The organism is Mesorhizobium sp. M1E.F.Ca.ET.063.01.1.1 (assembly GCF_003998155.1).
Taxonomy (GTDB): domain Bacteria; phylum Pseudomonadota; class Alphaproteobacteria; order Rhizobiales; family Rhizobiaceae; genus Mesorhizobium.
Genome location: NZ_RZSC01000062.1, coordinates 1 through 17,082 on the forward strand (window position 1 = coordinate 1; position 17,082 = coordinate 17,082).

A 17,082-nucleotide genomic window follows, 5' to 3' on the forward strand; every position below is an offset into this window, starting at 1 on the left:
CCGAACTCGGCCCGCTGACCGTCGCCGTCAACAATGCCGGTGTTGCCGGAGCCGAGCCGGCCGAGACGCTGCCGATGGAAAAGTGGCAGAAGATCTACGACGTCAATGTCAGCGGCGTCTTCCTGTCCTGCCAGGCCGAGGCGCGCGTCATGCTGCCCCGCCGCCGGGGCTCGATCATCAACATCGCCTCGATGTCGGGCTCGATCGTCAATCGCGGCCTGACGCAGGCGCACTACAATTCCTCCAAGGCGGCGGTGATCCACATGTCGAAGAGCCTCGCCATGGAGTGGGCCGACCGCGGCCTGCGCGTCAATGTGGTGAGCCCCGGCTACACACTGACGCCAATGAACAAACGCCCAGAGGTCGCCGAGCAGATAAAAATCTTCGAGCGCGACACGCCGATGGGCCGCATGGCGACGCCGGAGGAGATGGTCGGCCCGACTGTGTTCCTGGCAAGCCGGGCCGCGAGTTTCGTCACCGGCATCGACCTCATCGTCGATGGCGGCTTCGTCTGCTGGTAGGGGAAAGTTGAAGTGCAGAAGCGTTTCGAAGGAAAGACAGCGGTCGTCACGGGCGCCAGCGGCGGCATCGGCGCCGCCATGGCCAAGCGCTTCGCGGCGGAAGGCTCGGCGGTCGTGGTCAGCGCCATCGATCCCCGCGTCGACGAAGTTGCAGCAAGCCTCAAGGCATCGGGTGCGAAGGTCGCCTCGATGCGCATGGACGTAACGAAGAAGGACGAGGTCGAGGCACTCTACGATCTTGCCGAGAAGGAATTCGGCCGCGTCGACATCTCCGTGCAGAACGCCGGCGTCATCACCATCGCCAGGATCGAGGCGATGACGGAAGCCGAGTGGGACAAGGTGATGGCGGTGAACACCAAGGGCGTGTTCCTGTGCTGCCAGGAGGCGATTGCCCGCATGCGCAAGCATGGCCAAGGCGGCCGGCTGATCAACACGGCGTCCGGCCAGGCGCGGCAGGGCTTCATCTACACTCCGCACTACGCGGCCTCGAAATTCGGCGTCGTCGGCATCACCCAGAGCCTCGCCAAGGAAGTCGCCAAGGAGAAGATCACCGTCAACGCCATCTGCCCCGGCATCATCGACACCGACATGTGGGCCTATAACGACACCGCCTGGGGCAAGCTGCTAGGCGACTACAAGCCGGGCGAGCTGATGGCGGAATGGGTGAAGAACATCCCGATGGGCCGCGCCGGCAGCGGCGAGGATGTGTCCGGCCTGGTCAGCTTCCTCGCCAGCGACGACGCGGCCTACATCACCGGACAGACCATCAATGTCGACGGCGGCCTGATCATGTCGTGAGGGGCCACGACCGTATCTCGGCTGGCGGCAAACTCTTATGGGCGACCCGCCGACGGCGCCAATACCTTGCCCGACGTATAGTGCGCGCACCTTTGTTCTTCGCACATACGGAAGCTTCCTCAACCAACTGTGAAAGGCCGCGGTCTGGTGCCTGTCGCCATCGATCCCGAGACGGCCTTCAAGCTGGCGGTAATAGAGGCCTTCGCCACTGCCGGCATTTCCAAGTCGGAACTCGCTCGGCGCCTCGGGCGGGGCGAGACGGAGGCGGGTCGTATCCTCGACCCGGACCACCCGACGGGCTTGCCGCTGATGAAAGCGGCGCTTGCCGTGCTCGGCAAGCAAGCTGTCGTATCAATCATGGATGCGGCTTGACGCCCGCGCCGGGACCGTGTCGGAAGATTTCGTTGCCGGACCCGCGACATAAGAAGGCTTGCCGCCACGATTGCGCTCCTGTGTCGCACCGAATATGTTCACTTGGAGTGAAATAACTCCGCATTGGCTTGGGGCGACATGGCGAAGAAGAATTCCAATACCAAGCCTGCCGGCGTGGCCGCCAAGGGCAAGACGCTGCCAAAAAACATCCCGGCCCATGGGCCCACGATCCGAACGCCGCTGACGCAAGACCCGCACGCGATCCGCGACACCCGCGAAAAAGTGCTGGAGGTCGCCATTGGCCATGAGGTGCGCGCCTTCCGCAAGAAGCTCGGCATCACGGTCGCCGATCTCGCGGCGGCCACCGACATTTCGCTCGGCATGCTGTCGAAGATCGAGAACGGCATCACCTCGCCTTCGCTGACCACGCTGCAGGCGCTGTCGCGGGCGCTCGGCGTTCCTCTCACCGCCTTCTTTCGCCGCTTCGAGGAGGAACACAGCGCAGTCTTCGTCAAGGCCGGCGAAGGCGTCGATGTCGAGCGGCGCGGCACGCGCGCTGGCCACCAGTACAATCTGCTCGGCCATATCGGCGCAAACACCAGCGGCGTCGTCGTCGAGCCCTACATGATCACGCTGACCGAGGAGTCGGATGTGTTCCCGACCTTCCAGCATGAAGGCATGGAGTTCCTCTACATGCTCGAGGGCGAGGTTCTGTACCGGCATGGCAGCAACCTCTACCCGATGAAGCCGGGCGACAGTCTGTTCTTCGATGCCGACGCGCCGCACGGACCGGAAGAGCTGACGCGGCTGCCGATGCGCTATCTTTCCATAATCTGCTACCCGCAGAACAGCACGAGCTGATCAGCGCGTAAGCCCTACCTCGCGAGGCATTTCAGCTGGCTCGTGCCCAGCGTCATGCAGTTCCTGCGGGCAAATGGTTTTATCCACAGGCAAGCGGCGGGCCATGAAGCCAAGTCGTTTACGCTGCGTAAAACCGGCTTGACAATCTCGCGGTTCGAGCAGAACTTATGAAAAAAATTTCACTCTGTTGAAAGAGTGGACGCCCGGTCGTTTCGGGACCGGACGTCGAGAAAAGGGGAAAAACCGATGTCCGACCTTAAGCAGCGCGTCGAAGCGCTGTACCGTTCCGACGTGCGCGGATCCGTGCTCCTGATCGTCTGCCTGTGGGCAACGATCCTCTTCGTCCTCCTGATGACCTGGGCTTATATCCCCGACAGCGGGATCAAGCTCGTGGTGGTGGTCGCGGCCGCCGCGGTGCTGATCTTCAACACCGCCGCCATCCTGGCGATGCTCAATCACTACAAGGAAGACAAGGACTTCATCTACGGCCTCGACATCAAGAACGCCGACGCGTTCCGCAACCGTAAGTCCTGAGGGGAAAGACCATGTCTCGCTACATCCCGCCGGAACAGAGCAAGGCCGGCCAGATCTTCGACATCGCCGTCGTCGTGGTCGCCATCTTCGTGGCGCTGTGGCTGCCGCTGAAACTCGGCCTCGCCGGCGCGGCGAAATCCATCGATCCCCTGGACGCCAAGACCTGGGACGCGCTCGGCCAGAACGCGACCATGGCCTCGGTCTGGGAAAAGCTCGGCTATACGCCAGAGACCGCGCACGACATCATCCAGAACCGCTTCCACTACATCATCGACTGGCCGACGCTGATCATCATGGCGGTCGTGCTGATCGCCTATTTCGTCTTCCTGTTCCGCGCCTCCGATCGCGAGTATCGCGAGGTGATCAACGAAAAATTCGACGACAAGTAATCCTTCGACGACACGTAATTCAGGGACACGATCATGTGGATGACAGTCTCTTACGCATGCTGGGGCATCTCGATCCTGCTGGCGCTCTGGATGCTCTACGACTGGTTCAAGGTCGATACGACCTATTCCGAGGGCGTTCTGACCTCCTCGCGCGAGGGCGAGCTTGAAGCCGTTTCCGAAAAACACCGTATCTGAGTGGGGACTGACGATGACCGCTGCGGTTGAAACGGGACTAACGACGACTATCCACGGCGACAGGGTTTCGCTGCTCAGGGTGCTCGGCCCCGCCCATGTCTGGGCGCTCGGCGTCGGCATCGTGCTGGTCGGCGAGTTCACCGGCTGGAACTTTGCGGCAGACAAGGGCGGGGCGCTTGCCGCTCTGATCGTCTGCTGGATCGTCGGGCTGCTCTACACATCGGTCGCCATGATCGATTCCGAAGTGACCTCGACCGTCGCCGCGGCCGGCGGGCAATACGCGCAGGCCAAGCACATCGTCGGGCCGCTGATGGCCTTCAACGTCGCGCTGTTCTTGGTCTTCGCCTACACCATGCTCGAAGTGTCGGACGCGATCCTGCTCGGCGACACGATCGTCGCCAAGGCCGGCGTCGAAGGATTGACGCACAATTCCTTCATCGCCGCCACCATCGTGGTGCTCGCCTGGCTCAACTATCGCGGCGTGCTGATGACGCTCAACGTCAACTTCATCATCACCGCGGTCGCCTATATCTCGATCGTCATCCTGTTCTTCTCGGTGAGCCCCTGGACGCAAGGGGCGGTGCTGAAACTCAATGAGCTGGTCACGCCCGGCAACGCGCTGCCCTATGGCTGGATCGGCGTTATCGCCGCCTTCCAGTTCGGCATCTGGTATTATCTCGGCATCGAAGGCACCACGCAGGCCGCCGAGGAAGTGCGCTCGCCGGCGCGCTCCCTGCCCTATGGCACGATGGCCGGCATGATCACGCTTTTGATCGCCGCCGCCATGACCTGGTATGTCTGCGCCTCGCTGATGCCTTGGGAATATCTTGGCATCACCTATTATCCGCTCTGGGACGCCGGCAAGCTGACCGGCAGCCCGCTGCTCGAGAACCTGCTCTTCATCGCGACATTGCTCGCCGCGCTCGCCTCGGCCAATGGCTGCATCAACGACGCGGCACGCGCCTGGTTCTCGCTCGGCCGCGACCGCTACCTGCCGAGCTGGTTCTCGGCGGTGCATCCGAAATACCGCACGCCCTATCGGTCGATCCTGTTCCTGCTGCCGATCGCGCTGGCCTTCGCCTTCATCGCCGACCTCAACCAGGCGATCACCTTCTCGATCCTGTCGGGCGTGCTGCAATATACCTTCATGAGCATCAACATCCTGATGTTCCGCAAGAAGTGGCCGCTGGGCTCGATCCGCCGCGGCTACACGCATCCCTTCCATCCGCTGCCGGCGATCGTTCTGTTCTGCCTGTGCGTGGTGACCTTCTTCGCCATCTTCCTCGGCTTCGGCTCGCAGTTGATCGCGATGACCATCTTCTATTTCCTGATCTCGCTGTGGTTCCACTTCTACCGCTACAAGTTCGTGCGCCGCGGCGACCAGTTCACCATGCCGTGGCCGAAACCACAGGGCTATTGAACGGAAAAAACCCGCCGCCGGGGCGGCGGGTTTTGGCGTGTCGAGATGTCTGAGTTGACGTCAGCTTTGCTTACCGGAGCGATCGCGCTTGCGGTCGTCCTCCACCTTGCCTGGCTCGCGCGCGCCAGCCGCAACAGGGCCAGTGCGGCGCGCGCCGCCGACGAGGCAAGCATCCGCGCGGTTATCCCGGACGCCGTCGATGTCTCCGATGGTGCGGCTGGCGTCGCCACCTGGGCCGGTTCGTGGAACGGCGAACGCGCGCAGGTGCGCACCATCGTCGATACGCTTGCGACCCGGAAGCTTCCAACACGCTGGCTGAGTGTGTCGATCACTGAGCCGGTCGCGGTGCCGGGCATTTTCGACATGATGATGCGGCCGGGATCGCCGACGACCTTCTCCAATTTCGACCATCTCGAGCACACGCTGCCCAAAACAACCGCCCTGCCCGCCGAAGCGGTGCTCAGGACCGACCGCCGCGGTGTTGCTTTCCCGCAAGACTTGATCGCAGCGTATGCCGGGGTCTTTGCCGAAGGCCGCGCCAAGGAACTGCTGATCACGCCCAAGGGCGTGCGCATCATCTGGCTGCTGGCCCAGGCCGACCGGGTGCGCTACGGCGTCTTCCGGCAAGCCGCTTTCGTCGACGCGAGGCTCGATCCGGCATTGCTCGAAGAACTGGTCGAAGCCGCATCCTCGCTTCGTCACGCGATCAACCGGCGCGAAAGGCAGGCCGCATGAGCGACGCCACCGACCACACTGCCAGGCCTTCGAACCCCTATCTTGTGCTGGCCTCCGCAATCGTCCTGCCAGGCAGCGGGCATGTCATGCTGGGCTTGCCCGCGCGCGGCCTGCAGTTCCTGTTCTTCATGGTGATCCTCGGCTGGGTGACGACCAAGGTGGCGCCGCCGGACGCCAGCTTCATCGGCCGTCACGCCGGCGGCTTTCTCATCTATGCGCTGTCGATCCTCGACGCCTATAGGATAGCGCGCGTCCGCCATGCAATATGGGCCCACAAGCCCCACCCCGATGGCGATAGCGCCACAAGCGGCATGAAGGCTGATATATAATCAGAGGAAAATTTCTTTCATACCATTGAGTTACCTGACTTCATTCGGTACATCATCAGGGAGCCATAAACGTCGGAGGCTGACATGTGCGGAATCGTCGGACTTTTCCTGAAGGACAAGGCGCTGGAGCCGAAACTCGGCGCGATGCTGTCGGAGATGCTGATCTCGCTCAGCGACCGCGGTCCGGACAGCGCCGGCATCGCCATCTACGGCGCCGCGACCGGCAATGAGGCCAAGATCACAGTACAGTCGCCGAAGCCCGATCGCGATTTTCGCGGCCTGGATGCCGAGGTCGCCAAGGCGATCGGCGCGCCGGTGAGCGTCGCGGTCAAGTCCACGCACGCGGTCGTCAGAACCACGCCCGACAAGGTCGACGCCGCACGTGAGGCGCTGCAGTCGCTGCGCCCCGACATCCGCATCATGGGCGCCGGCGAAGCGGTCGAAATCTACAAGGAAGTCGGCCTGCCGGAAGCCGTCGTCGATCGCTTCGACGTGCGCTCGATGACCGGCACGCACGGCATCGGCCACACCCGCATGGCGACGGAATCGGCGGTGACGACGATGGGCGCGCATCCGTTTTCCACTGGCGCCGACCAGTGCCTTGTACATAACGGGTCGCTGTCCAACCACAACAATGTCCGCCGCGAGCTACGGCGCGAAGGCATGACCTTCGAGACCGAGAACGACACCGAGGTGGCAGCCGCCTATCTCTCCAATAGGATGGCGCATGGCAAGAATCTCGGCGAGGCGCTGGAGGGCACGCTTTCCGATCTCGACGGCTTCTTCACCTTCGTCGTCGGCACCAAGAACGGCTTCGGCGTGGTGCGCGATCCGATCGCCTGCAAGCCCGCCGTGATGGCCGAGACCGACCAGTACGTCGCCTTCGGCTCGGAATATCGCGCGCTCACCAAATTGCCCGGCATAGACAATGCGAGGGTTTGGGAACCGGAGCCCGCAACCGTCTATTTCTGGGAGCATTGAGTTCATGCCTGCAACACCCATGCCGAAGGCGCAGCGCGAGCAAGGCCATGCGAGGGTATTCGACCTCGGCCAGCAGTCCCTGCGCGAGCTGAACCAGGCGCTGCACGATCTCGGCCCCGGCTCGAACGAAACCGCCTGGGAAGTGCTCAATCCGAAAGGCAGCCACTCGGTAGCCGTCGGCGTCGACCAGCCGATCAGCATCGATGTGCGCGGCAGCGTCGGCTATTACTGCGCCGGCATGAATGACGGCGGCGAGATCACCGTGCATGGTTCGGCCGGCCCCGGCGTCGGCGAGAACATGATGTCGGGCCAGATCGTGGTCAAAGGCGACGCCAGCCAGTATGCCGGCGCCACCGGCCGCGGCGGCCTGCTGGTCATCGAAGGCAACGCTTCCTCGCGCTGCGGCATCTCGATGAAAGGCATCGACATCGTCGTGCGCGGCAATATCGGCCACATGTCGGCCTTCATGGCGCAGTCCGGCAATCTGGTGGTGCTGGGCGATGCCGGCGATGCGCTGGGCGATTCCATCTACGAGGCGCGGCTCTTCGTGCGCGGCAAGGTCGAGAGCCTTGGCGCCGACTGCATCGCCAAGGAGATGCGGCCCGAGCATATCGAACTCTTGCAGGGCCTGCTCGACCGCGCCGGCATCACCGACGTCAAGCCTTCGGAATTCAAGCGCTACGGCTCGGCGCGCAAGCTTTACAATTTCAACATCGACAACGCCGACGCGTATTGAGGACAGAAATGGCCTATCACAATCCTCCCACGACGCCGCGCAGATCCGCGACCTTCGACGACTACACGCTCTCTGAAATCCGCCGCGCGGCCGCCACCGGCATCTACGATATCCGCGGCGGCGGCGCCAAGCGCAAGCTGCCGCATTTCGACGACCTTCTGTTCCTCGGCGCCTCGATCTCGCGCTATCCGCTCGAAGGCTATCGCGAGCGCTGCGACACCAGCGTCGTGCTGGGCTCGCGTCACGCCAAGAAGCCGATCGAACTGAAGATCCCGATCACCATTGCCGGCATGAGCTTCGGCTCGCTCTCCGGCCCGGCCAAGGAAGCGCTCGGCCGCGGCGCCACGCTCGCCGGCACCTCGACCACCACCGGTGACGGCGGCATGACCGAGGAAGAGCGCGGCCATTCGAAGACGCTGGTCTATCAGTATCTGCCCTCGCGCTACGGCATGAACCCGCGCGACCTGCGCCGCGCCGACGCGATCGAAGTCGTCGTCGGCCAGGGCGCCAAGCCAGGCGGCGGCGGCATGCTGCTCGGCCAGAAGATTTCCGACCGCGTCGCCGAAATGCGCACCCTGCCCAAGGGCATCGACCAGCGCTCGGCTTGCCGTCATCCCGACTGGACCGGGCCGGACGATCTCGAGATCAAGATCCTGGAGCTGCGCGAGATCACCGACTGGGAAAAGCCGATCTATGTCAAGGTCGGTGGCGCCCGCCCCTATTACGATACCGCCCTTGCGGTGAAGGCCGGCGCCGACGTCGTGGTGCTTGACGGCATGCAGGGCGGCACCGCCGCCACGCAGGAAGTGTTCATCGAGCATGTCGGCCAGCCGACGCTTGCCTGCATCAGGCCGGCGGTGCAGGCGCTGCAGGATCTCGGCATGCACCGCAAGGTGCAGCTGATCGTCTCGGGCGGCATCCGCAACGGCGCCGATGTCGCCAAGGCGCTGGCGCTCGGTGTCGACGCGGTCTCGATCGGCACGGCGGCGCTGGTCGCGCTCGGCGACAACGATCCGCGCTGGGAGGCGGATTACAACGCGCTCGGCACCACCGCCGGCGCCTATGACGACTGGCATGAAGGCAAGGACCCGGCGGGCATCACCACGCAGGACCCCGAGCTGATGAAGCGGGTCGACCCGATCGTGGCCGGACGGCGGCTCGCAAACTACTTGAAGGTGATGACGCTGGAGGCGCAGACCATCGCCCGCGCCTGCGGCAAAAATCACCTGCACAATCTCGAGCCGGAAGATCTCTGTTCGCTTTCGATCGAGGCGGCAGCCATGGCCGGCGTGCCGCTCGCTGGGACGAATTGGGTACCAGGGCAGGGTGGCTTCTAAAACCAGAAGAATGGGAGCAGTAGACAATGAATAAGGCCTTTGAAGCCAAAATCGATCAGTCTGAGGGGGCTGATCTCCAAGAGTTCGCAAGGGTTCGCAACGTCAAGTATTTCATGGTCTCGTATACGGATCTGTTCGGCGGCCAGCGCGCAAAGCTGGTGCCGGCGCAGGCCATCGGGGACATGCAGAAGGAGGGCGCAGGCTTCGCCGGCTTCGCCACCTGGCTTGACCTGACGCCGGCGCACCCCGACATGCTGGCGGTGCCGGATGCTTCTTCGGTGATCCAACTGCCGTGGAAGCCGGAAGTCGCCTGGCTAGCTTCCGACTGCCTGATGGAGGGCAAGGGTGTCGGCCAGGCGCCGCGCAACACCCTGAAGCGGCTCGTTGCCGAAGCCGCCAAGGAAGGCATGCGCGTGAAGACCGGCGTCGAGCCGGAATTCTTCCTTGTCACGCCCGACGGCAAGCAGATCAGCGACGAGTACGATACGGCGTCGAAATCCTGCTACGACCAGCAGGCGGTGATGCGCCGCTACGATGTGATCGCCGAAATCTGCGATGCCATGCTCGACCTTGGCTGGCAGCCCTATCAGAATGACCATGAGGATGCGAATGGCCAGTTCGAGATGAACTGGCAATTCGACGATGTCCTGGCCACAGCCGACAAGCATTCCTTCTTCAAGTTCATGGTCAAGTCCATTGCGGAGAAACATGGTCTCCGCGCGACTTTCATGCCGAAACCCTTCCAGGGCCTCACGGGCAGTGGTTGCCATGCCCATATCTCGGTATGGGATCTCACCGGCAAGACCAATGCTTTCGCCGACAAGGAAATGGAGTTGGGTCTGTCGGAAAAGGGCAGGCACTTCCTGGGCGGCATCATGAAGCATGCCTCGGCACTGGCGGCGATCACCAACCCGACGGTCAATTCCTACAAGCGCATCAATGCGCCGCGCACCATCTCGGGCGCGACCTGGGCGCCGAACACGGTGACCTGGACCGGCAACAACCGCACCCACATGGTGCGCGTGCCTGGCCCCGGCCGCTTCGAGCTGCGTCTGCCAGATGGCGCCGCCAACCCCTACCTGATGCAGGCAGCCATCATCGCCGCCGGCCTCAGCGGCATCCGCACCAAGGCTGATCCAGGCCAACGCAGCGACATCGACATGTACAAGGACGGGCACACCGTCACGCATGGCGCCAAGCTGCCGCTCAATCTGCTCGACGCGCTTCGCGCCTATGACGATGACGCCGAGTTGAAAGCAGCGATGGGTGAGGAATTTTCCGCCGCCTACATCAAGCTCAAGACCCAGGAGTGGAACTCCTACGCTTCGCACTTCACGCAGTGGGAGCGCGACCACACGCTGGACGTCTGAGTCCGCGTAGAAAATCGCTCCGCCGCTCGCCCCTTACTCCCGGCGGAGCGATTTTCGAACGACCAGCGAGGTCGCTCCAAGACTAAACGGCGGAATTTGACGCGATGAAATACTCGATCTTCTCCCTGGCGCGTGCCGCACTGTCCGGCCACAAGGGCTGGACGCGGGCATGGCGCGATCCGGCACCCAAGAGCCGCTATGATGTCGTCATCATCGGCGGCGGCGGCCACGGACTGGCGACGGCCTATTTCCTCGCCCACGAATACGGCATCCGCAATGTCGCGGTGCTGGAGAAGGGCTGGATCGGCTCCGGCAATGCCGGCCGCAACACCACTATCATCCGCTCCAATTACGGCCTGCCCGGCAACACCGGCTTCTACGAATTGTCGATGAAGCTGTGGGAGCGCATGGAGCAGGACCTCAACTACAATACGATGGTCAGCCAGCGCGGCATCATCAACCTTTATCACTCCGACGCCCAGCGCGATGCCTTCGCCCGGCGCGGCAACACCATGCGCATCAACGGCATCGACGCCGAACTCCTCAACGCAGTGCAGATCCGCAAGGAACTGCCGTTCCTGAACTACGACAACGCCCGCTTCCCAATCATGGGTGGCCTCTTGCAGCGCCGCGCAGGCACCGCCCGCCACGATGCGGTCGTCTGGGGCTATGCGCGCGCTGCCAGTGAAGGCGGCGTCGACATCATCCAGAACTGCGAGGTCACCGGCTTTGTGCGCGACGCCAACGGCAAGGTGACCGGTGTCGAGACTACCCGCGGCCGTATCGGCGCCGGCAAGGTCGGCATGGCAGTCGCCGGCTCTTCGTCGCGCGTCGCGGCGATGGCGGGACTGAGGCTGCCGATCGAAAGCCATGTGCTGCAGGCGTTCGTGTCCGAAGCGATCAAGCCCCTGATCCCGGGCGTCATCACTTTCGGCGCCGGCCACTTCTACGTCAGCCAGTCCGACAAGGGCGGGCTGGTCTTTGGCGGCGATCTCGACGGCTACAACTCCTACGCCCAGCGCGGCAACATGCCGGTCATGGAGGATGTCTGCGAGGGCGGCATGGCCATCATGCCGATGATCGGCCGCGTGCGCATGCTGCGGCAATGGGGCGGTATCATGGACATGTCGATGGACGGCTCGCCGATCATCGACAAGAGTCCGATCGACGGCCTCTACCTCAACGCCGGCTGGTGCTATGGCGGCTTCAAGGCGACGCCGGCATCGGGTCTCGTCTTCGCCCATCTTTTGGCGCGCGACGAGGCGCATCCCGAGGCCGCGCTGTTCCGGCTTGACCGGTTTCGCCGCGGCGCGATGATCGATGAAAAGGGCCAAGGTGCCCAGCCGAACCTGCACTGAAAAAGCGAGACTGGCGGAATGCGAATTGCATGTCCCTTCTGCGGCGAACGCGAAAACGGCGAGTTCACCTATCTTGGCGATGCTTCGCCCGAGCGGCCCAACTTCGCCGTCGATGGCCGTGAAAGCCCCGACCGTGTCGAGGATGCGTTCTACGGCTACGTCTACTTGCGCGACAACGTAGCGGGTGTGATGCGCGAATATTGGTACCACGGCGGCGGCTGCCGTTCCTGGCTGGTGGCCGAGCGCAACACCGTCACTCATGAGTTTATTTCCGTGACGGCGGCTCCGGGTGCGGGCGCTGCCTCGGCGGTGCGGGCAGGAGAATGACGATGTCGGGCTATTCGCAATCCGAACCGCTCGCCAGGACAGCGCCGATGGAAGCCAATGCCCGCGCAGGCGTCACGCCCGCCAGCCAGTCGCACCGGCTGCCTAGCGACGGCATCATCGACCGCCGGTCGCCGCTCCAGTTTTCATTCGACGGCAAGACCATGACCGGGTTTGCCGGGGACACGCTGGCTTCCGCGCTCGTCGCCAACGGCGTCAAGCTCGTGGGGCGGTCGTTCAAGTATCACCGCCCGCGCGGCATCGTCACCGCCGGCTCGGAGGAGCCGAGCGCGCTCGTCGAGATGCGCACCGGCGCCAGGCGCGAGCCCAACACGCGGGCGACCACGCAGGAACTCTACGACGGATTGATCGCGAACAGCCAGAACCGCTGGCCGTCGCTGCGTCGCGACTTCCTGTCGGTCAACCAGTTGTTCGCCCCGATCTTCGTTGCCGGCTTCTACTACAAGACCTTCATGTGGCCGGCGAAGTTCTGGGAATCGATCTACGAGCCGATGATCCGCCGCGCCGCCGGCCTCGGCAAGAGTGCCGAATTGCCTGACCCAGACCACTACGACAAGGCCTGGGCTCATTGCGACGTGCTGGTTGTCGGGGGCGGTCCCGCCGGCCTGTCGGCGGCGCTCGCCGCCGGCCGCGCCGGGTCGCGCGTCATTCTCGTTGAAGAAGATACCCTGATTGGCGGCCGTCTGCTTAGTGACGGCGGCGAGATCGATGGCCTGGATGCCAGGGAATGGCTGCGCGGCGCGACTCGCGAACTCGTTTCTTTGCCCAATGTCCGTGTCATGACCAGGACGGCCCTGTTCGGCGTCTATGATGGTGGCACCTACGCCGCGCTCGAGCGCGTCAGCGACAACGTCGCTATGCCGGATCGTCATCAGGTGCGGCAGCGGATTTGGCGCATCGTTGCCAAGCGGTCGGTGGTGACCGCCGGCGCGATTGAGCGGCCGATCGTTTTTTCTGGCAATGATCGGCCAGGCGTGATGATGGCATCCGCCGTCCGGACCTATGTCAATCGTTTTGCGGCTCTGCCAGGTAAGCGTGTGGCGTTGTTTACCAACAATGATGATGGCTGGCGCACGGTCGAGACCATCGAGCGGGCCGGTGCCCACGTCGTGGCGGTAATCGACCCCCGCAATGAGGTGCCGGCGCAATACCAGAGACTTGTCGATACTTACGATCTGCGCGTGCTCGCCGGGGTCGTATCCGACGTCAAGGGCGGCGTTGACGGTGTGCGCAGCATCGTCGTGACCAACGACAAGAATGGCCTAACGCAGCGTATCGATACGGACTGCCTCGCTGTTTCGGGGGGATGGAACCCAAATGTCGGTCTGTCTTGCTTCCATCGTGGCAAGCCGACCTGGCGCGAGGATATCGCGGCATTCGTGCCGGGCAACGCGCCGAAGGGGATGGCCACGGCCGGTGCCGCCAATGGCGAGCTCTCGCTCGGCGCCTGCCTTCGCGAAGGCCATCGCGCGGGAGCCGAGGCGGCCGCCGAATGCGGTGCTGCCGGCAAGCCGGGAGAGGCATCTAAGGCGGACGATGAGGTCTATGCGATCGCGCCGCTCTGGCATGTTAAAGGCAAGGGCAAGGCCTTCGTCGACTTCCAGCACGACGTTACCGCATCGGACGTGACGCTGGCGCAGCGGGAAGGCTTCGAGAGCGTCGAGCATCTGAAGCGCTACACGACACTCGGCATGGCTACCGACCAGGGCAAGACGTCCAATATCAACGGCCTCGCCATCATGGCGGAAGCAAGCGGTCGCACCATTCCCGAGACCGGCACGACGATCTACCGTCCGCCATACGCGCCCGTCGCTATTGGTGCCTTCGCCGGTCACCACCGCGGCGAGAATTTCCATGCCACCCGGCTCACGCCATCGCATCGTTGGGCCGCTAAACAGGGTGCAGTGTTTGTCGACACGGGCCTCTGGAAGCGCGCGCAATGGTATCCGCGCGCCGGCGAGAAAGACTGGTTGGAATCGGTCACCCGTGAAGTGCTGGCCGTGCGCAACGGTGTTGGCTTCTGCGACGTCTCCACGCTCGGTAAGGTTGACGTCCGCGGCGCCGACGCAGGCGTGTTCCTCGATCGCGTCTATATCAATGCCTTTTCCTCGCTCGCGGTGGGCAAGGCGCGCTATGGTCTGATGCTGCGCGAAGACGGCATCGTCATGGACGATGGGACGACGTCGCGTCTGGCCGAAGACCATTACTTTCTGACCACGACCACGGCCAAGGCCGGGCCGGTGATGCAGCATCTCGAATTCTGCCGCCAGGTGCTGTTCCCGGAGCTCGATGTGCAGCTGACCAGCGCCACCGACCAGTGGGCGCAGTTCTCTATCGCCGGTCCGAACACCCGCAAACTGCTGCAGGCTCTGGCCGATCCGTCGGAGGATCTCACCAACGAGGGCTTCCCGTTCATGGGCGCCCGGGAGGTCAAGCTGCGCGGAGGTGTGACCGCTCGCCTGTTCCGCATCTCGTTCTCAGGCGAAATGGCCTTCGAGATCTCGGTGCCGGCGCGCTACGGCGCGGCGATGGCCGAGAACCTGATGATCGCCGGCAGACCCTACGGCGTGACGCCCTACGGAACCGAAGCGCTCGGCGTCATGCGCATCGAGAAGGGGCATGTCGCCGGGCCCGAGCTCAACGGCACAACCACGGCCGATGATCTCGGCCTTGGCAAGATGATGTCCAAGAAGAAGGACTTTATCGGGCGCGTCATGGCTGGCCGCGAGGCGTTGACGGCTCCGAACCGCCAGGTTGTCGTCGGCATAAAGCCGCTCGACCGGGCACGCCGCCTGCGTTCTGGCGCACACGTCATACCCAAAGGGGCGAGCCCAGGTCCGCAAACGGACCAGGGCTACGTCACATCGGTCTGCTTCTCGCCGATGCTTGACCAATGGATCGGCCTTGGTCTGGTCGAACGCGGGCGCGAGCGAATTGGTGAGATCGTCCGCATCCATGATCCCATGCGGAGCGAGGATTACGAAGCCGAGATCTGCAGCCCCGTCTTCTACGATCCAGAAGGAGTACGTCAGCGTGGCTGAATTTTCCTGGAACACCCAATCGCCGCTGGAGAGCGCGCTCGTCCCTGGTCACCACGGCGTGACCGGTACGCAAGTGGGCGTTACGCTGGAGGAGGTGCGCGACATCAGCCTGGTTCAGGTCATGACGCGGCGTGGCAGAGCGGCCGGGACCGCGAAGGCAGCCAAGAAGGTGTTCGGCATTGAGCCTCCGACCTCTCCCAGTGCCGCAATGGGTCGGCACGCTACGCTGATCTGGTCAGGCCCGGACCAGTTCATCGCCGTTTCTGCGCAATCGGCAGAGGATCAATTTGCCAAACTGTCAGAGGCCTTCGCCGGCGCCGCGTCTCTCTCCGACCAGTCAGATGGGCGCTGCCTGATCCGGATTGGCGGGCCCCGCGTCCGTCAGGCGCTGGCGAAGTTTTGCTCGTTGGATCTGGATGACAGGGCGTTCCCTCCGGGCGCCGCGGCGACAACCTCGATCGACCACACGGCGATGAATATATGGCGCGGGGCGGATAGCACGGACGGGCACGCTATCTTCAACATGCTTGTCTTCACCAGCTTCGCCGACAGCCTTTGGCATACGATTCTGGACTCCGCCCTTGAATACGGGGTTCAGGCGTCGTTGGCTCACGCCGCATAATCCTGCCGAGCCGATCGAACCTTTACCGAGAAAAACCGTTTCGGCGTGGCGTTCGCCGTTGCGCATTGACCGCGCAGCGGCGCTGTCACTGCTTGCCTCAATGCATATCGCGCAAAACTGCGCAGCGGTTTTGCGAAAACGACAGCATAAAAACAAGCTTAAGGCGCGTCGCCTGAACCCGTTTCAGCGTGACGCGCTTTGGAGCAATTCCAGGAAAAGTGTGTAACGGTTTTCCGTCCGGAATTGCGTGAAAACAAATAGTTAGAGCAGTTCAGCGTTTCCGTGAAACGATGAACTGATCTAGACTAGCGGACATCCTGGCAAAAAAGAAAGTCTTGGCACGATGTGCCAAGACTTGAAGGGCGCTCCGTGGTCTAGCGTCTTGGGGAGTACGGATTTCAGAACAGGCCTTCGATCTGACCCTGCTCGTTGAGGAAGATCTTTTCCGAGGACGGTGCCTTGGGCAGGCCGGGCATGGTCATGATCTCGCCGCAGATGATGACGACGAAGCCGGCGCCGGCCGAAAGCCTGACCTCGCGCACCGGCACGGTGTGGCCGGTCGGCGCGCCGCGCAGGTTCGGGTCGGTCGAGAAGGAATACTGGGTCTTGGCCATGCAGACCGGTAGGTGGCCGTAGCCGGCGTGCTCCCAGGCATGTAGCTGGTCGCGGATCGACTTGTCGGCGATCGCCTCGTCGCCGCGGTAGATGCGCTTGACGATGGTGTTGACCTTCTCGAACAGCGGCATCTCGTCCGGGTAGAGCGGCGAGAATTGCGAGGCACCGGATTCGGCAAGCTTGACCACTCTGTGGGCCAGGTCCTCGATGCCGGCGGAGCCTTGCGCCCAGTGCTTGCACAGGATCGCATCCGCACCCATCGAGGCGACGAAATCCTTCAGCGCCCTGATCTCGGCGTCGGTGTCGGTGGTGAAGTGGTTGATCGCCACCACCACCGGCACGCCGAACTGGTGCACGTTCTCGATGTGGCGGCCGAGGTTCAGGCAGCCCTTCCTCACCGCCTCGATGTTCTCCTTGCCGAGGTCTTCCTTCTTGACGCCGCCATTCATCTTCATGGCGCGCACGGTGGCGACGATGACGGCCGCCGCCGGGTGGAGCCCGGCCTTGCGGCACTTGATGTCGA

19 protein-coding genes are annotated in these 17,082 nt (G+C 63.4%); 18 read left to right on the plus strand and 1 reads right to left on the minus strand.

Features of this window, described 5'->3' with window-relative positions; all coding sequences use genetic code 11:
* From EOA29_RS07810 to EOA29_RS07895, 18 genes are all read left to right on the plus strand, one after another.
* Positions 1 to 521 (plus strand): SDR family oxidoreductase (locus EOA29_RS07810; protein ID WP_127220698.1); only part of this gene is annotated, 521 nt, incomplete at its 5' end.
* 12 nt (positions 522 to 533) lie between these two features.
* Positions 534 to 1,319 (plus strand): glucose 1-dehydrogenase, encoded by a 786-nt coding sequence (locus tag EOA29_RS07815; RefSeq protein WP_126095365.1) that lies wholly within the window; start codon positions 534 to 536, stop codon positions 1,317 to 1,319.
* 147 nt (positions 1,320 to 1,466) lie between these two features.
* The gene (locus EOA29_RS07820) at positions 1,467 to 1,691 is read left to right on the plus strand and encodes a hypothetical protein (protein ID WP_189350258.1); all 225 of its coding nucleotides are present in this window, start codon (positions 1,467 to 1,469) and stop codon (positions 1,689 to 1,691) included.
* 138 nt (positions 1,692 to 1,829) lie between these two features.
* The gene (locus EOA29_RS07825) at positions 1,830 to 2,552 is read left to right on the plus strand and encodes an XRE family transcriptional regulator (protein WP_126095366.1); all 723 of its coding nucleotides are present in this window, start codon (positions 1,830 to 1,832) and stop codon (positions 2,550 to 2,552) included.
* A 246-nt stretch (positions 2,553 to 2,798) separates the two neighbouring features.
* Positions 2,799 to 3,086: a hypothetical protein gene (locus EOA29_RS07830; RefSeq protein WP_126095367.1), complete on the plus strand. Its 288-nt coding sequence runs from the start codon at positions 2,799 to 2,801 to the stop codon at positions 3,084 to 3,086.
* 11 nt (positions 3,087 to 3,097) lie between these two features.
* Positions 3,098 to 3,475, plus strand: a complete 378-nt coding sequence (locus EOA29_RS07835) for a hypothetical protein (protein WP_126095368.1) — start codon at positions 3,098 to 3,100, stop codon at positions 3,473 to 3,475.
* Between the two features lie 33 nt (positions 3,476 to 3,508).
* Positions 3,509 to 3,670: a hypothetical protein gene (locus tag EOA29_RS07840; RefSeq protein WP_126095369.1), complete on the plus strand. Its 162-nt coding sequence runs from the start codon at positions 3,509 to 3,511 to the stop codon at positions 3,668 to 3,670.
* 13 nt (positions 3,671 to 3,683) lie between these two features.
* A complete protein-coding gene (locus EOA29_RS07845; RefSeq protein WP_126095370.1) occupies positions 3,684 to 5,090 on the plus strand; it encodes an amino acid permease in 1,407 nt (468 codons plus the stop codon).
* 45 nt (positions 5,091 to 5,135) lie between these two features.
* Complete coding sequence (locus EOA29_RS07850; RefSeq protein ID WP_127220699.1) at positions 5,136 to 5,825, plus strand: hypothetical protein; 690 nt, start codon at positions 5,136 to 5,138, stop codon at positions 5,823 to 5,825.
* Positions 5,822 to 6,154 (plus strand): hypothetical protein, encoded by a 333-nt coding sequence (locus EOA29_RS07855; RefSeq protein ID WP_126095372.1) that lies wholly within the window; start codon positions 5,822 to 5,824, stop codon positions 6,152 to 6,154. Before EOA29_RS07850 ends, EOA29_RS07855 begins: the two co-directional genes overlap by 4 nt.
* A gap of 84 nt (positions 6,155 to 6,238) precedes the next feature.
* Entirely contained in the window at positions 6,239 to 7,135 is an 897-nt protein-coding gene (locus tag EOA29_RS07860) for a glutamine amidotransferase family protein (RefSeq protein ID WP_127220700.1), read from the plus strand.
* A 19-nt stretch (positions 7,136 to 7,154) separates the two neighbouring features.
* Positions 7,155 to 7,871, plus strand: a complete 717-nt coding sequence (locus tag EOA29_RS07865) for a GXGXG domain-containing protein (protein ID WP_127220706.1) — start codon at positions 7,155 to 7,157, stop codon at positions 7,869 to 7,871.
* 8 nt (positions 7,872 to 7,879) lie between these two features.
* Positions 7,880 to 9,208 carry an FMN-binding glutamate synthase family protein gene (locus EOA29_RS07870; RefSeq protein WP_127220701.1) on the plus strand — a complete coding sequence of 443 codons (1,329 nt, stop codon included), beginning with the start codon at positions 7,880 to 7,882 and terminating at the stop codon, positions 9,206 to 9,208.
* Between the two features lie 26 nt (positions 9,209 to 9,234).
* Entirely contained in the window at positions 9,235 to 10,578 is a 1,344-nt protein-coding gene (gene glnT, locus EOA29_RS07875) for a type III glutamate--ammonia ligase (RefSeq protein WP_126089980.1), read from the plus strand.
* Positions 10,579 to 10,682: 104 nt separating this feature from the next.
* Positions 10,683 to 11,936 (plus strand): sarcosine oxidase subunit beta family protein, encoded by a 1,254-nt coding sequence (locus EOA29_RS07880; protein WP_127220702.1) that lies wholly within the window; start codon positions 10,683 to 10,685, stop codon positions 11,934 to 11,936.
* Between the two features lie 18 nt (positions 11,937 to 11,954).
* Positions 11,955 to 12,263, plus strand: a complete 309-nt coding sequence (locus EOA29_RS07885) for a sarcosine oxidase subunit delta (protein ID WP_127220703.1) — start codon at positions 11,955 to 11,957, stop codon at positions 12,261 to 12,263.
* Positions 12,264 to 12,310: 47 nt separating this feature from the next.
* Positions 12,311 to 15,322, plus strand: a complete 3,012-nt coding sequence (locus EOA29_RS07890) for a sarcosine oxidase subunit alpha family protein (protein WP_127220707.1) — start codon at positions 12,311 to 12,313, stop codon at positions 15,320 to 15,322.
* Entirely contained in the window at positions 15,315 to 15,944 is a 630-nt protein-coding gene (locus EOA29_RS07895) for a sarcosine oxidase subunit gamma family protein (protein ID WP_127220704.1), read from the plus strand. The genes EOA29_RS07890 and EOA29_RS07895 overlap by 8 nt, the downstream gene beginning before the upstream one ends.
* Positions 15,945 to 16,342: 398 nt before the next feature.
* On the opposite strand, the gene EOA29_RS07900 is transcribed toward EOA29_RS07895, so the two are convergent.
* On the minus strand, positions 16,343 to 17,082 hold a 740-nt coding region (locus EOA29_RS07900), incomplete at its 5' end, for a formate--tetrahydrofolate ligase (protein ID WP_127220705.1).

What these genes read in the sequence shown, in the direction of transcription:
- EOA29_RS07840 (WP_126095369.1), top strand. Translation starts at nt 3,509, where the DNA reads ATGTGGATGACAGTCTCTTACGCATGCTGGGGCATCTCGATCCTGCTG.
- EOA29_RS07890 (WP_127220707.1), top strand. Translation starts at nt 12,311, where the DNA reads ATGGAAGCCAATGCCCGCGCAGGCGTCACGCCCGCCAGCCAGTCGCAC.
- EOA29_RS07835 (WP_126095368.1), top strand. Translation starts at nt 3,098, where the DNA reads ATGTCTCGCTACATCCCGCCGGAACAGAGCAAGGCCGGCCAGATCTTC.
- EOA29_RS07855 (WP_126095372.1), top strand. Translation starts at nt 5,822, where the DNA reads ATGAGCGACGCCACCGACCACACTGCCAGGCCTTCGAACCCCTATCTT.
- glnT (WP_126089980.1), top strand. Translation starts at nt 9,235, where the DNA reads ATGAATAAGGCCTTTGAAGCCAAAATCGATCAGTCTGAGGGGGCTGAT.
- EOA29_RS07825 (WP_126095366.1), top strand. Translation starts at nt 1,830, where the DNA reads ATGGCGAAGAAGAATTCCAATACCAAGCCTGCCGGCGTGGCCGCCAAG.
- EOA29_RS07880 (WP_127220702.1), top strand. Translation starts at nt 10,683, where the DNA reads ATGAAATACTCGATCTTCTCCCTGGCGCGTGCCGCACTGTCCGGCCAC.
- EOA29_RS07850 (WP_127220699.1), top strand. Translation starts at nt 5,136, where the DNA reads ATGTCTGAGTTGACGTCAGCTTTGCTTACCGGAGCGATCGCGCTTGCG.
- EOA29_RS07865 (WP_127220706.1), top strand. Translation starts at nt 7,155, where the DNA reads ATGCCGAAGGCGCAGCGCGAGCAAGGCCATGCGAGGGTATTCGACCTC.
- EOA29_RS07860 (WP_127220700.1), top strand. Translation starts at nt 6,239, where the DNA reads ATGTGCGGAATCGTCGGACTTTTCCTGAAGGACAAGGCGCTGGAGCCG.
- EOA29_RS07885 (WP_127220703.1), top strand. Translation starts at nt 11,955, where the DNA reads ATGCGAATTGCATGTCCCTTCTGCGGCGAACGCGAAAACGGCGAGTTC.
- EOA29_RS07870 (WP_127220701.1), top strand. Translation starts at nt 7,880, where the DNA reads ATGGCCTATCACAATCCTCCCACGACGCCGCGCAGATCCGCGACCTTC.
- EOA29_RS07845 (WP_126095370.1), top strand. Translation starts at nt 3,684, where the DNA reads ATGACCGCTGCGGTTGAAACGGGACTAACGACGACTATCCACGGCGAC.
- EOA29_RS07830 (WP_126095367.1), top strand. Translation starts at nt 2,799, where the DNA reads ATGTCCGACCTTAAGCAGCGCGTCGAAGCGCTGTACCGTTCCGACGTG.